General features: G+C 42.8%; 17 protein-coding genes. 13 read left to right on the top strand and 4 right to left on the bottom strand.

All coding sequences use genetic code 11. From position 1 onward, the window contains the following. Window positions 1-168: 168 nt before the first annotated feature. The gene (locus tag MWG72_RS00080) at window positions 169-978 is read right to left on the bottom strand and encodes a lysophospholipid acyltransferase family protein (RefSeq protein WP_247142981.1); all 810 of its coding nucleotides are present in this window, start codon (window positions 976-978) and stop codon (window positions 169-171) included. A gap of 189 nt (window positions 979-1,167) precedes the next feature. Between MWG72_RS00080 and MWG72_RS15490 the strand changes: the two genes are divergently transcribed. The 8 genes from MWG72_RS15490 to MWG72_RS00045 all read left to right on the top strand — a co-directional run bounded on the left by MWG72_RS15490 (window position 1,168) and on the right by MWG72_RS00045 (window position 6,102). Continuing rightward, a complete protein-coding gene (locus MWG72_RS15490) occupies window positions 1,168-1,299 on the top strand; it encodes a hypothetical protein (protein WP_257221141.1) in 132 nt (43 codons plus the stop codon). A gap of 77 nt (window positions 1,300-1,376) precedes the next feature. Further along, window positions 1,377-2,717, top strand: coding sequence for a ribosome rescue GTPase HflX (hflX, locus tag MWG72_RS00075; protein WP_180086480.1), 1,341 nt, complete (start codon window positions 1,377-1,379; stop codon window positions 2,715-2,717). Between the two features lie 40 nt (window positions 2,718-2,757). Beyond that, a complete protein-coding gene (locus tag MWG72_RS00070; RefSeq protein WP_004281691.1) occupies window positions 2,758-3,129 on the top strand; it encodes a hypothetical protein in 372 nt (123 codons plus the stop codon). 9 nt (window positions 3,130-3,138) lie between these two features. Further along, entirely contained in the window at window positions 3,139-3,813 is a 675-nt protein-coding gene (locus MWG72_RS00065; protein WP_247142980.1) for an LrgB family protein, read from the top strand. Between the two features lie 86 nt (window positions 3,814-3,899). Beyond that, the gene (locus tag MWG72_RS00060; protein ID WP_005106118.1) at window positions 3,900-4,346 is read left to right on the top strand and encodes a DUF2147 domain-containing protein; all 447 of its coding nucleotides are present in this window, start codon (window positions 3,900-3,902) and stop codon (window positions 4,344-4,346) included. Window positions 4,347-4,548: 202 nt separating this feature from the next. After that, window positions 4,549-4,998 (top strand): DUF2147 domain-containing protein, encoded by a 450-nt coding sequence (locus MWG72_RS00055; RefSeq protein WP_114541062.1) that lies wholly within the window; start codon window positions 4,549-4,551, stop codon window positions 4,996-4,998. A 60-nt stretch (window positions 4,999-5,058) separates the two neighbouring features. Continuing rightward, a complete protein-coding gene (locus tag MWG72_RS00050) occupies window positions 5,059-5,508 on the top strand; it encodes a DUF2147 domain-containing protein (RefSeq protein ID WP_004645963.1) in 450 nt (149 codons plus the stop codon). 147 nt (window positions 5,509-5,655) lie between these two features. Further along, the gene (locus tag MWG72_RS00045; protein ID WP_004281686.1) at window positions 5,656-6,102 is read left to right on the top strand and encodes a DUF2147 domain-containing protein; all 447 of its coding nucleotides are present in this window, start codon (window positions 5,656-5,658) and stop codon (window positions 6,100-6,102) included. Window positions 6,103-6,154: 52 nt separating this feature from the next. Here MWG72_RS00045 and MWG72_RS00040 read toward each other — a convergent pair whose 3' ends face one another. Genes MWG72_RS00040 through pdxA form a run of 3 tightly spaced genes read right to left on the bottom strand, consistent with a single transcriptional unit; the run spans window position 6,155 to window position 8,821 of the window. After that, complete coding sequence (locus tag MWG72_RS00040) at window positions 6,155-7,000, bottom strand: symmetrical bis(5'-nucleosyl)-tetraphosphatase (RefSeq protein WP_247142979.1); 846 nt, start codon at window positions 6,998-7,000, stop codon at window positions 6,155-6,157. Between the two features lie 6 nt (window positions 7,001-7,006). Continuing rightward, window positions 7,007-7,819, bottom strand: a complete 813-nt coding sequence (rsmA, locus tag MWG72_RS00035) for a 16S rRNA (adenine(1518)-N(6)/adenine(1519)-N(6))-dimethyltransferase RsmA (RefSeq protein WP_129717887.1) — start codon at window positions 7,817-7,819, stop codon at window positions 7,007-7,009. A gap of 33 nt (window positions 7,820-7,852) precedes the next feature. Then, window positions 7,853-8,821 carry a 4-hydroxythreonine-4-phosphate dehydrogenase PdxA gene (gene pdxA / locus MWG72_RS00030; RefSeq protein WP_420908497.1) on the bottom strand — a complete coding sequence of 323 codons (969 nt, stop codon included), beginning with the start codon at window positions 8,819-8,821 and terminating at the stop codon, window positions 7,853-7,855. 305 nt (window positions 8,822-9,126) lie between these two features. Here pdxA and rplM point away from each other — a divergent pair, with 305 nt between their 5' ends. The 5 genes from rplM (at window position 9,127) to MWG72_RS00005 (ending at window position 12,044) form a co-directional block, all read left to right on the top strand. Then, on the top strand, window positions 9,127-9,555 hold the full coding sequence (gene rplM, locus MWG72_RS00025) for a 50S ribosomal protein L13 (RefSeq protein ID WP_004281682.1): 429 nt from the start codon (window positions 9,127-9,129) through the stop codon (window positions 9,553-9,555). Window positions 9,556-9,568: 13 nt separating this feature from the next. Next, window positions 9,569-9,955, top strand: coding sequence for a 30S ribosomal protein S9 (gene rpsI / locus MWG72_RS00020; RefSeq protein ID WP_004281681.1), 387 nt, complete (start codon window positions 9,569-9,571; stop codon window positions 9,953-9,955). 331 nt (window positions 9,956-10,286) lie between these two features. Further along, complete coding sequence (locus MWG72_RS00015; RefSeq protein WP_247142977.1) at window positions 10,287-10,940, top strand: glutathione S-transferase N-terminal domain-containing protein; 654 nt, start codon at window positions 10,287-10,289, stop codon at window positions 10,938-10,940. Between the two features lie 9 nt (window positions 10,941-10,949). Further along, a complete protein-coding gene (locus tag MWG72_RS00010) occupies window positions 10,950-11,378 on the top strand; it encodes a ClpXP protease specificity-enhancing factor (protein WP_044111678.1) in 429 nt (142 codons plus the stop codon). Window positions 11,379-11,396: 18 nt separating this feature from the next. Beyond that, window positions 11,397-12,044 carry a hypothetical protein gene (locus tag MWG72_RS00005; protein WP_247142976.1) on the top strand — a complete coding sequence of 216 codons (648 nt, stop codon included), beginning with the start codon at window positions 11,397-11,399 and terminating at the stop codon, window positions 12,042-12,044. The last annotated feature ends 275 nt before the right edge of the window (window positions 12,045-12,319 follow it).

The following is a 12,319-nucleotide window of genomic DNA, read 5'->3' as shown; positions in this document are numbered from 1 at the left end:
ACCTGCAAAACTCGTCCACTATGATCAACGATCAGATTCATCGCAAAAACAATCATTTTTTAATATCGTCCTGCCTCAGACAGTTGCGGGTGACGTTTCCACGTATCCTCTATAATCCATGTATAAAAAAATTAAAGTCGATCAATTTACAAACTAACTCGGATTATCTTATTGAGGCTTTTTTAATACCCGTGACTGAAGTTCAACCAAACCTGTCTGCATTTTTTCCTGAACCACACGGGTCAGGCTTTCAACCGTATGCCCTTCCGTGGCAATTGCAGGTAAAGCCACTAAATGTGCAATGACTTGCGGCATTTCCAGTACTTTTTTGACATGGGCAGCAAAACTGATGTCATTGACAAACGGTGCAATCATATCCAGTTCGCCCTGCTGATTCACATAACAAATCAGACAGATTTGTACAGGACGCTGCGCTTCAATCGCGGCGCCTAAAATCCGGCCATGTACTTTTTTGATGGCTCGTCCATCAGAAGTCGTCGCTTCAGGAAAGAACAGCACCGGAATATTCTGTTTGAGAAAATCGGTAATTTGTTCACGGATCCTGACGGAATCTCCTGAACCCCGTTTAATAAATAAGGTACCCCCACCCTTGGCCAATTTGCCTAGAATCGGCCAGTTCTCGATTTCTGCTTTCGCCAGAAAAAATACGCGCGCTCCGGAACCCAGAACGGCAATATCCAGCCAAGACACATGATTACTGACCCATAAGGCGGGTTCACGTGGAATCTCGCCATGCACCTGCACTTCGATATTGAATACTTTGCATAACTGACGGCAAAAATGTTGCACATAGCGGGTATTGGTCGGGTTATTCGGATTTTTATATAAGCCATGACGAAAAACCAAGTAAAACCCTTCACTAATGGTAGCCAATGAGGCAGTAATTTTCCGGCTATACAGAAAAAACTTGGCCAAGCCTTCGATATCTGGAGTCTGGTTTTGTACAGTTGAGTTCATAAAAACGTCATTAAATCCTAAGCGAGATACAGGGAATATCCACGAATTAAACTCATTCTATACTGTTCATTCGCAACTTGCATTGATAATAAAAATCGGCCAATAACATCTATATCTTCAATTTTAATTGGATTAAAAAATCATTCAAAATAAAGCTATCGAAATATTAGATTGAAAAGGATCGTAGCTATGTCAGATAAAACCCAGCCCGCGAACGACACACTACAACCTTTACAAGTGCTCAAATATATTTTGGGCGGCACCTTCATCTATGCAGTGGTACTGGTAACACTTGCACAACTGTTTATCAGCGCACTTTAAACCAAAGCCGCGCTAATTCAGTATCTGCTCAGCCCTTTTTCAACTACACTAAAGTTTTCAAGTGGAGATTGGCCTGAGTGGAATATTTACAACAACATCGAGGGAAAGAGTGCGTCATTCTGGTGAGTGTCAGCGTACAAATGCTGGATGACCTTGATGCTGAAGAGTTTCGTTTACTGGCCCAGTCTGCAGATGCTGAAATTCTGGAACATATTTATGCTCAGCGGGTGAAACCCGATGCCAAATTTTTTATCGGCTCCGGCAAGGCAGAAGAAATCGCTGAACGTGTTGAAGAGCTGGAGGCCAATCTGGTCATTTTTGACCATGCCCTAACCCCAGCCCAAGCCCGTAATCTGGAACAGGTGATTAAATGCCGCGTGGTCGATCGTACTGAACTGATTCTGGATATTTTTGCCCAGCGTGCCCGTACCTATGAAGGTAAGCTGCAAGTCGAACTGGCACAGCTGCAACATTTATCTTCACGTTTAATTCGTAGTCGTGGCAATCTCGACAGCCAGAAAGGCGGGATTGGTTTACGTGGTCCGGGTGAAACCCTGCTGGAAACAGACCGCCGTTTGCTGCGTATCCGTATGGGACAGCTCAAGGCACGCATTGATAAAGTCCGCCAGACCCGGATGCAAGGCCGTGTTGCTCGTCAAAAAGCGGCTGTGCCGACGGTATCTTTGGTGGGTTATACCAATGCTGGTAAGTCTACCCTGTTTAATTTACTCGCCAACAGCGATGTCTATGCAGCCGATCAGCTGTTTGCCACTTTGGACCCAACCTTACGGCGTCTGGAATGGGATGGAATCGGCAATCTGGTACTGGCCGATACGGTAGGTTTTGTCCGTAATCTTTCCCATTCACTGGTAGAATCCTTTAAGGCAACGCTGGAAGAAACCGTTGAAGCCACACTGTTACTGCATGTGATTGATTCAAGTAGCCCAGAGATGCTGGAACAGATTGAAGCCGTTGACAAAGTGCTGAAAGAAATTGGGGCCGATGTTCCCATCCTTCAGGTCTACAATAAAATTGACTGTAGCGGTGAAGAAGCCAAAATTATTTATCGACGCCCGGGCGAACCGGAACGGGTCTATGTCTCGGCACATAGTGGCGAAGGTATCGACCTGCTGCGTAAAGCGGTACATGAGTCCTTGATGGGGCAACTTCAGTCCTTCGATTTAATCCTGAAACCTGCCTACGGCAAGCTGCGTAACCAGCTCTATGGTCTGAATGTGATTCAGTCTGAACATTATGATGATGAAGGCCAACTGCATCTGCACATTCGAATTGCGCCACAAAAACTGGAACAATTGATTAAACAGGCGCATTTACCCTTGGATGAAATTCTGGGCAAACAGGCGCAGCAGTTTCAACGTCCACTGGAAGCGTTTGAAATCCAGTCAAAGATCGAGTAAAACTTGATAAGTAAACTTATTAATATTAATGATTATAGCAATGAACTGGATAAAACGAATAGATTGGCCAGCATGGATCGGCACCCTGTTACTTATTATTGTCTTTCGGGAAGCTTCGGTTTGGTTAATGACCCAACTGAATCATCCTGAATTAGGCAATCTGGTCGGGTTATTGAGCCTTTTAATTGCGCTGTTTACCTGGCGCTACTTTGGCAAACTCCCCGCCCGCCTTGTGGATACCAATAACAAACTGATGAAGGAAAGCGCCTTTGCTTTCTTGCCTGTCAGTGCAGGTGCACTGATGATGCTGGTACATATGGGCCAGAAAATTCCGGCCTTTCTGTTCATTATGTTTTTCAGCACCCTGATTCCTTTATGGATTTACGCCAAAATGGCCAAGCGCTGGTTATAGGAGTTCCGCATGTTATCTATTTTTTATGGCTTTGCGGTTACGCTCAGCGCCTATCTGATTGCCAAACCCTGTAACCGGTTCATACCGCAAATTCCCGTCATCGTGTTCAGCATGTTCTTTGTACTGGTGATTTTATTTGTGCTGGGCATTCCCTATGAAAATTACATGGATGAAGTTAATCCACTCTTTAACCATTTACTCGGCTATGTGACCGTCGCCCTGGCTATCCCTCTGGCCGCGATGCGCTACGATGACTTGCCGCTCAAAGCCATTATCGGCATTTTGGTTTTTGCCAGTATCAGTGCTGTCGCCTTGCCGATGGGACTGGCTTATCTGCTGCATATGTCCTCTGCAGATATTATGGCGTTTGCTACCCGCGCAGTGACCACTCCAATTGCGATTAATATTGCCACCTTGCTGGATGCACCCATCAGCATGGTCATTCTGATCGTGATTCTTTCTGGCGTGATTGGTGCAGCTTTTTCTCCATTTATTCTGAGACATATTAATGATGAACGTGCCTCCGGATTGGCTTTAGGATTGGCCGCACATGCCATCGGCACAGCTCAGGCCTGGCAGCGCGGCAGTGTTGCAGGTCGTTATGCTGCTTTTGGCATGGCGGTAAATGCGGTCTTTACCGCGATCTGGTTGCCAACTTTTATACTTTATTTGCAAAAAATGTGACTAGTGAATCAAATTATTCATTTGTTTTATAGGGTAATCGTTCTTACTATAGAGTAAGAACACTAATCTCACCTAGGAACAGATATATGAAAAAGGTTCAATTCTTTTCAACTTTACTTTTAGCCTCTTTCAGCCATCTGGCTTTGGCCTCTGACCTTTCAGGGACATGGAGAAATATTGACGACAAAACTGGTTCACCTAAAGCATTCCTCGAAATTCGTGAGACGGCTTCCGGCGTCTATGCTGCCAAGATCACAAAAATCACCCCGCGTCCTGGATATACCCCGAAAGAAAACTGTGTGTCCTGTCCTGCACCTTATACCAATAAACCTATTCTCGGCCTGGATGTGCTCACTGGCTTAAAGCACGTTGGCAATAACAGTTTTGCTCAAGGCAAGCTGCTTGATCCATTATCAGGGAATCTTTATAACACCAAAGCAAAATTAAGTGCCAATGGGAAACGTCTTATTCTACGTGGTTATATCGGGGTATCAGCGCTTGGCCGTAGTCAAACCTGGATTAAGCAGGATTAATTCCTGCTTAATTAAAAAAATGTGATGGAGTTATGCTTTAGTAGATAGAAACTTGCATTTTAATGCATTAGGTTGTATGAATATTAAACATATGCTTTTTTCATGCAATATAGATTATGAAAGTGTATTAACGTAGTTTGCATCATCGTTCACCACATGGAATTAGGTGAATGTTCATAAAAAATAAGGATAAGGATATCGCATGTATAAAATCGCAATTTTAACTCTTTTTTCAGCTTCTTTATTCACAGGCTCTATGGCTTTTGCTCAGGAGTTATCTGGTCTCTGGCAACAGATTGATGATAAAACCGGTTCACCTAAAGCATTGATTGAAATGAAAACTCAGGCTGATGGCTCGTATACCGGAACGATTACTAAAGTCACACCTCGCCCAGGTTATACACCACGAGAAAAATGTGTCAAATGTCCATCACCTTATACTGATAAACCGATTTTGGGATTAGACGTCATTAAAGGACTAAAACCTACCACCAAAAATAACTATGCACATGGCCGGGTACTCGATCCACTCACCGGCAAAATTTATGATTTAAAAGGCCGGATTTCTGCCAATGGGAAACGACTGACTTTACGTGGATATATCGGGATATCTGCAATTGGTCGCACACAAACCTGGATTCGCCAGGATTAATAAAAACAGCACTTTTGTGTTGGGGATATTTTATTCATCTATAAAAAAGGGATAAATATAATGAAACAAACTAAATTAGGATTAATGTTCATCGCTGCACTGATGACTGGGACTGCTTATGCACAGGATCTGACTGGCATCTGGCAGCAAATTGATGATAAAACCGGCTCACCAAAAGCGATTATTGAAATTCGTCAAAATGATAATGGGACTTTTGCCGGAAAAATTATCAAAGTGACTCCACGTCCAGGCTATACTCCACAAAAGACCTGCAATAAATGTCCCGCGCCTTATACCAATCAGCCGATCATGGGCATGGATGTATTGACTGGTTTAAAACATGTGGAAGGCACCAACAATTATGAAAAAGGTAAAGTGATTGATCCATTGGCAGGTAAAGTTTATGACGCTCGAGTGCGTCTAAATGCCAATGGTAAACGTTTAACCTTGCGTGGTTATGTGGGTGTGTCCGCTTTAGGCCGTAGCCAGACCTGGATTCGCCAAGATTAATACCTAATTCTCATTATTCAAAAAAGCTGCCAAATTGGCAGCTTTTTTTAGTGTATCAACTCTATAGTATTCAGATAAGTGTTGACTATTTTAGTAAGATTTCTAACATGAGCGGGCGATGATAAAAATTCTTTGGAATGACTCTCTATGTTTAAAAAAATATTACTTGCCGCGCTTACAGCAGGATGTATGACGAATTTGTGGGCAGACGATATTACCGGGACCTGGCAACAAATTGATGATAAAACGGGGGCGGCTAAAGCGATTATCGTCATTAGCAAAGAAGCAAATAATACCTATTCAGGCAAAATTGTAAAAATCACGCCTCGCCCAGACTATAATCCACGTGAAAAATGCAATAACTGCCCTGCACCTTATACCAATCAGCCTATTTTAGGCATGACCATTTTAAAAGGCCTAAAACTGGTTGAAGGCACCAAAAATTATGACAAAGGTCGTATTATCGATCCATTGGCAGGTAAAATTTATGATGCAAAAATGCGTTTAAACAATACCGGTAAACGTTTAACCTTACGTGCCAGCATAGGCGTTTCAGTTCTAGGCCGTAACCAGACCTGGATTCGAGCAGACTAAATTTTAAAACTAAAAAAGCCACGTAATCACGTGGCTTTTTTAATAGCTTTACTTACATCACCGGATTATCCACTGCAAACATCTGCTGATCTTCTAGGCGGAATGCCATGAGTTGATTACCCCAGACACAACCGCCATCTACATTCTGAATCTTGTTCGAAATGGTTTTACCGTTCAAGGCGGCCCAGTGACCAAACAGGATCTGATGAGTTTGTGCGGCCTGTGATTCAAACTCAAACCAAGGTTTAAATCCTTCCGGCATCGGATCATCCAGCGCATCTTTAAAGCTGTATTCCAGACGTCCCTCAGCGTCAGTTAAACGCATTCGGGTGAGGTAGTTCACGATACAGCGAATACGTTCATGGCCTTGTAGCTGATCCGACCAAAGTGCGGGTTCTTTCCCGAACATTTCTTTCAGAAAATCATCCAGCACCTCGAAGTCATCATGAGCAATGATCGCTTCGACTTCTTGTGCCAATTGAGCAGTTTTTTCTGCACTCCAGATATTCGGAATCCCAGCATGCGTCAGGATAGTCTGCTCATTTGGAAATAGACACATTGGCTGTTTGCGCAGCCAGTCAATCAAGTCATCACTGTCGATCGCATCAATCACATCACGAACATTGTCTTTTTCTTTCACTGGTTTGATGCCGCGGGCATAAGCCAGCAAAGTCAAATCATGATTTCCCAAGACCGTCGCAGCCGCACCTTGCTCAGCCAGCTTTTTGATAAACCGCAATGCTGCAATTGAGTTTTCACCACGTGCAACCAAATCTCCAGCAAACCAGATAAAATCTCGTTCTGCATCAAACTGGATTTCTTTAAGCAAAGCTTTCAAGGCCTCAAAACAGCCTTGAACATCACCAATCACATAATTATATCGAGCAGTACGGTTCATCGTAATTTATGCCACCATTTGATCTGAAAGTGCAACAAACTGTTCAAGGGTCAGGGTTTCTGGACGTGCCATCGGGTCAACACCCGCTTTTTCAAAACCCTCTTCAACCAGCATACCCTTCAAGCTGTTACGCAGAGTTTTACGACGCTGGGTAAATACATGCGATACCAGTCGTGTCAGCGCTTTTTCATTCTTCGCCACAATCGGTTTAACTTTATAAGGCTCTAAACGGAATACCGCTGAGGTCACTTTTGGTGGCGGATTAAAAGATCCAGGTGGCACTTCGAACAGGAAAGTCGGTTTACAGAAATATTGAATCATCACCGACAGACGGCCATATTCTTTGGTATTGGGTGATGCAGTAATGCGATCCACTACTTCTTTTTGCAGCATGAAATGCATGTCTTGCACTTTGTCACCAAATTCCAAGAGATGGAATAATAGTGGCGTTGAAATATTATAGGGCAAGTTACCGACGACACGTAATGGACGATCTTCCTGAAACAATTGAGAATAATCATACCTCAAGGCATCGGCTTCAATAATGGTTAAACGTTCCGGATGCGGCACACGACCCGGCAGGCCAGCAGCCAGATCACGATCCAGCTCAAGTACGGTTAAGGCATCACATTCACCAATTAAAGGTGAAGTCAAAGCGGCCAGACCCGGGCCAATTTCCAGAATGTTCTGACCTGGACGCGGATTGACTGAGCGTACAATTTTGGCAATGACACGCTGGTCATGTAAAAAGTTTTGACCAAATCTTTTTCGAGCCTGATGCCCTTCATCTTTTGGGTTTAAGGCATTAATTTGATACATAAAAACATTTCCAACGTGAGTGATGAACAATAATCAGTGGCGCGCCAGATCGAGGGCTAAATCGACAGCAACGTGCAGGCTGGAACTTTTCGCAAGTCCCGTTCCCGCAAGGGAGAGTGCTGTGCCATGATCAACAGAAGTTCGAATAAACGGTAAGCCGAGGGTAATATTAATGGCTTCACCAAAACCCTGTGATTTTAACACAGGTAAACCCTGATCGTGATACATCGCCAGAACAGCATCAGCATCTTTTAGGTTTTCTGGGGTAAATAAAGTATCAGCAGGTAGGCTTAAACTCATGTTGATACCTTGGGCACGATAGCTTTCGAGTACCGGATTAATCACTTCAATTTCTTCCATCCCCAAATAACCACCCTCACCGGCATGCGGATTTAAACCGCAAACCAGTATTTTTGGCTGTTCAATCTTGAATTTGGACTTCAGGTCGTGAATCAGAATATCAATCACCTGATGTAAGCGTTCAGGCGTAATCGCATCTGCCACGGCACGAAGCGGAAGATGTGTGGTGGCCAAGGCTACGCGTAAAGTTTTGGTGGCCAGCATCATGACCACACGCGGGACACCAGCAAATTCCTGGTAATACTCGGTATGTCCACTAAAAAAAATGCCTGCTTCATTAATTACAGATTTTTGTACAGGTGCAGTGGCGACGCCGACACTTTTTCCAGACATGGCATAGTCTGCAGATCGACGCAGTTGCTCCAGTACATAAGCCGCATTGTTCGGATTCAGCTCACCCAATACGACGTCTTGCTGCACGGGAACATGCTCTACAAATAGCTGACCGATGCCTGAAGATGACTCCTGTCCTTGATATTCAATCAGCTCAACCGATAATTTGAGTATCTGAGCACGTTGCTCGAGCATATGAATATCCGCCAATACCACAATTGGGCGCTCATCAACACGATCTGCAAGACTCAAGCAAATATCAGGACCAATTCCGGCAGGTTCCCCACTGGTGACATATAAAGGCAGCATCATCTTCTCAATTTGGCAAAGCTGAGAAATATTATAACCCGATCACGCCTACGCTGTAGTAATCATTGCAAAGAGTACTTATAAATCAATATTTTGATACCATTGAAACTATGGTTACAAATATAGTTGCAGTTTTTGTAGCATATAAAGGCTTAGGTCTTTCTTTCACCAGGGAGATTAGATAAAATACAGCGCTTGAAATTTTAATTTTCATTTGTGATTCTTCACGTATTCGTTTAGAATCGCGTCTCCTTTAGTTTGGACAGATTCCATAGTCCAAACCAACTATAATAGGTAGTGGTTTAATGAAAACTCTCAGCGCTAAGCCAGCTGAAGTTCAACACGACTGGTACGTTGTTGATGCTTCTGGCAAAACTTTAGGTCGCCTTGCGACTGAAATCGCTCGTCGTTTACGCGGTAAGCATAAAACTTCTTATACTCCTCACGTTGACACTGGCGACTACATCGTTGTTATCAATGCTGAAGAAATCACTGTGACTGGTAAAAAGTCACAAGATAAGAAATACTATCGCCACACTGGTTTCCCTGGTGGTATCCGTGAGACTAACTTTGAAAAGTTAATCGCTCACAAACCAGAAGCAGTTCTAGAAAAAGCTGTTAAAGGTATGTTACCTAAAGGTCCTCTTGGTTATGCAATGATCAAGAAAATGAAAGTGTATGCAGGTACTGAGCATCCACACGCTGCTCAACAGCCACAAGTTTTGGACATCTAAGGGATAACAGCACATGGCTACTAATTATGGTACAGGTCGCCGTAAGACCGCAACTGCACGTGTTTTCCTATCAGCTGGTACTGGTAAACTCGTAATTAACAACCGTACTCTTGAACAGTATTTCGGTCGTGAAACTGCTCGTATGGTTGTTAACCAACCACTTGAGCTTCTTGAAGCTACTGACAAATATGACCTTTACATCACTGTTGCTGGTGGTGGTATTGGTGGTCAAGCAGGCGCTATCCGTCACGGTATTACTCGTGCATTGATCGCTTCTGACGAAACTTTAAAACCTGCTCTTCGTCAAGCTGGTTTCGTTACTCGTGATGCTCGTGAAGTTGAACGTAAGAAACTTGGTTTACGTAAAGCTCGTAAACGTCCTCAGTTCTCTAAACGTTAATTCGTTTACCGAATCGGACAAAAAACCCTGGATTTTCCAGGGTTTTTTTATGGGTATCAGCTGAATATATGGAAAGATTTTCTTGTTATTGTTCATGCGCATCCTTACCCCATACCCCTTCATGACACCAGAATGACTTCATCAAATAATAATTTGCGATTCCAATACAGATAAACAGCAAAATGACAGGAAGCTTGATCAGCATCTTATTTTCCTCCAGTTGTTTTGCTTATAATCTACCTCGGCTCAAGCCGATTGATCTTTGATGCTTGGTGCTTTTTAGGTTGAATTTTAGTATCCTAGTCTATTCATTAGAAGCTCATCAGGATTTATGTCAGTCGAAAGCGCGCCTCTTCAAGGAATCACTCTCTATAGTCATGCCGATGACTTTCGTTCCCATTGGATTCGCTATGTGCTTACCGAAAAACAGATTAAATATAACCTGATTTTGGTGGATGCCGATGATGAGGATCTGGCCAGTCTCAATCCTTATAATCAATTGCCGATGCTGATCGAAAATGAACTCAAATTATTTAATACTTCAATTATCTCTGAATATGTAGATGATCGTTATCGTCAGAACAAACTGTATGCGGATGCTCCGATGCCCCGGGCAGAGCAACGACAATACATCTGGCGCTTTGAAAATGACTGGCTGAAGCTGGCTGATATCATGTTACGCCATCCTGATACGCTGGATAAGAAAGCCAAAGCTCAGGCACAAAAAAAGTTACAGGATATCCTGATTTCACTGATGCCACTATTCCAACATTTTCCCTATTTTATGTCTGAACAATTTAGTATCCTGGATTGTATGCTGGCACCAATTTTTATCCGTCTGAAACAGATGGGCGTAGAATTACCACAGCAGCAATGCCGTCCGTTTTATTTATATTGCCAACGAATTTTTAGTCGTCCTGCCTTTGTAAAATCCATGACATTGCAGGAAAAGAACCGTTATTCAGTGCAACTCAAACATCCGTAGAGAAACATCATGTCCGAACAAGAATTCAGCCTTAGCCCTACCCGTCCCTATATGGCACGTGCAATCTATGAGTGGGTTTGCGATAACAATATGACGCCTTACCTGCTGGTGGATGCCACACGCCCAAATACCATGGTTCCTGAGCAGTTTATTAAAGATGGACAGATTGTTCTGAATATTGTGCCACATGCCGTGCATGCGCTGCATATGAGCAATGATGCCATTAGCTTCTCGGCTCGCTTTGGTGGCGTTTCTCGTGATATTTATGTGCCTATGGCAGCAGTACTCGGTATTTATGCACGTGAAAATGGTCAAGGTTTATTCTTTGATCCAGGTGAATATGAGCATACACAAAATGATGAAGATGCTTTAAAATCAAGCACTGAAGAACAAACTGAACAACCAAAGAAAAAACCGACTTTAAGACTATTAGATTAAAAATAATGGAGCAAGTGAATGGCTTTTGATTTAGTACAATATTTTGTTGAACAGATAGAGACTCAAAAGCCTGAGCTTCTAAAAGAATATACAAAAGAAGAAAGACGAAAATATATATCAGAAATCAATGCCTTAACTTTAGGAAAACTTATTACTGAATGGCGTCATAACCCACAAAAAATTTATAATGAAATCAATCATCCTGATGAATTATATATCCTGGAAATCGTGCGTCATCTCGCTACCAGTCCGGAAAATCAATCCACTCTGGATCGAGCCCAGCTTGAGCACAGCACTTCAGAAATTTTTCATTTACAGCTTATTGAATTAAAACAACTGCATGATACCGGCAACCATAATATCCATAGCATTCAGGAATTACTGACCGGGCAAATTGAACATTTATCTGGTCAAGCAGATGATTGGGTTTGGACAACAAACAAGCTAACAGAACTCAAAGGCTCTAAACCAATTGTGCAAGAAGAGCTATCATTGGAAGCATCAATGAAGGAGTTTAATCAAATGGTAAGCCAGAATCAGCAGCATCAAGATATCGAAGAAGTCATTGTTGTAGACACCCCAACATGGGCAAAGATTGTTGAACCTATCGTAGCGATTGCCATTCTTTGGGTATTAATCGCAGCCGTAATGCGTGTGTTTGGCTAAAATGATCTGCAATAAAAAAACCAGCGATTCGCTGGTTTTTTATGTGCCAAAATTTACAAGATCAGCTTATAAACTCTTTTAGAGCCAGCCTTACAGAGATCCTACTAGGTCAAACAAATTGACAGAAATCATCTGCCTCAGAAGAATCTGATCAGCTTTGAGATAGATATGTTAAATATCTTATCTAAATTCCCGCGCATAAAAAAAACACCCCCTGCGTTAGCAGAGGGTGTTTCGAATAATGAGCTGGCGATGACTTACTCTCACATGGGTAA

The sequence above is a fragment of the Acinetobacter lwoffii genome (assembly GCF_022967985.1).
Taxonomy (GTDB): domain Bacteria; phylum Pseudomonadota; class Gammaproteobacteria; order Pseudomonadales; family Moraxellaceae; genus Acinetobacter.
The sequence above is the reverse complement of the archived record's forward strand: the minus strand, read 5'-3'. Positions and strand labels throughout refer to the sequence as shown.

What these genes read in the sequence shown, in the direction of transcription:
- MWG72_RS00050 (WP_004645963.1), top strand. Translation starts at nt 5,059, where the DNA reads ATGAAACAAACTAAATTAGGATTAATGTTCATCGCTGCACTGATGACT.
- MWG72_RS15490 (WP_257221141.1), top strand. Translation starts at nt 1,168, where the DNA reads ATGTCAGATAAAACCCAGCCCGCGAACGACACACTACAACCTTTACAA.
- MWG72_RS00010 (WP_044111678.1), top strand. Translation starts at nt 10,950, where the DNA reads ATGTCCGAACAAGAATTCAGCCTTAGCCCTACCCGTCCCTATATGGCA.
- MWG72_RS00005 (WP_247142976.1), top strand. Translation starts at nt 11,397, where the DNA reads ATGGCTTTTGATTTAGTACAATATTTTGTTGAACAGATAGAGACTCAA.
- MWG72_RS00070 (WP_004281691.1), top strand. Translation starts at nt 2,758, where the DNA reads ATGAACTGGATAAAACGAATAGATTGGCCAGCATGGATCGGCACCCTG.
- MWG72_RS00065 (WP_247142980.1), top strand. Translation starts at nt 3,139, where the DNA reads ATGTTATCTATTTTTTATGGCTTTGCGGTTACGCTCAGCGCCTATCTG.
- MWG72_RS00015 (WP_247142977.1), top strand. Translation starts at nt 10,287, where the DNA reads ATGTCAGTCGAAAGCGCGCCTCTTCAAGGAATCACTCTCTATAGTCAT.
- pdxA (WP_420908497.1), bottom strand. Translation starts at nt 8,821, where the DNA reads ATGCTGCCTTTATATGTCACCAGTGGGGAACCTGCCGGAATTGGTCCT.
- rpsI (WP_004281681.1), top strand. Translation starts at nt 9,569, where the DNA reads ATGGCTACTAATTATGGTACAGGTCGCCGTAAGACCGCAACTGCACGT.
- rplM (WP_004281682.1), top strand. Translation starts at nt 9,127, where the DNA reads ATGAAAACTCTCAGCGCTAAGCCAGCTGAAGTTCAACACGACTGGTAC.
- MWG72_RS00055 (WP_114541062.1), top strand. Translation starts at nt 4,549, where the DNA reads ATGTATAAAATCGCAATTTTAACTCTTTTTTCAGCTTCTTTATTCACA.
- MWG72_RS00045 (WP_004281686.1), top strand. Translation starts at nt 5,656, where the DNA reads ATGTTTAAAAAAATATTACTTGCCGCGCTTACAGCAGGATGTATGACG.
- MWG72_RS00080 (WP_247142981.1), bottom strand. Translation starts at nt 978, where the DNA reads ATGAACTCAACTGTACAAAACCAGACTCCAGATATCGAAGGCTTGGCC.
- rsmA (WP_129717887.1), bottom strand. Translation starts at nt 7,819, where the DNA reads ATGTATCAAATTAATGCCTTAAACCCAAAAGATGAAGGGCATCAGGCT.
- MWG72_RS00060 (WP_005106118.1), top strand. Translation starts at nt 3,900, where the DNA reads ATGAAAAAGGTTCAATTCTTTTCAACTTTACTTTTAGCCTCTTTCAGC.
- MWG72_RS00040 (WP_247142979.1), bottom strand. Translation starts at nt 7,000, where the DNA reads ATGAACCGTACTGCTCGATATAATTATGTGATTGGTGATGTTCAAGGC.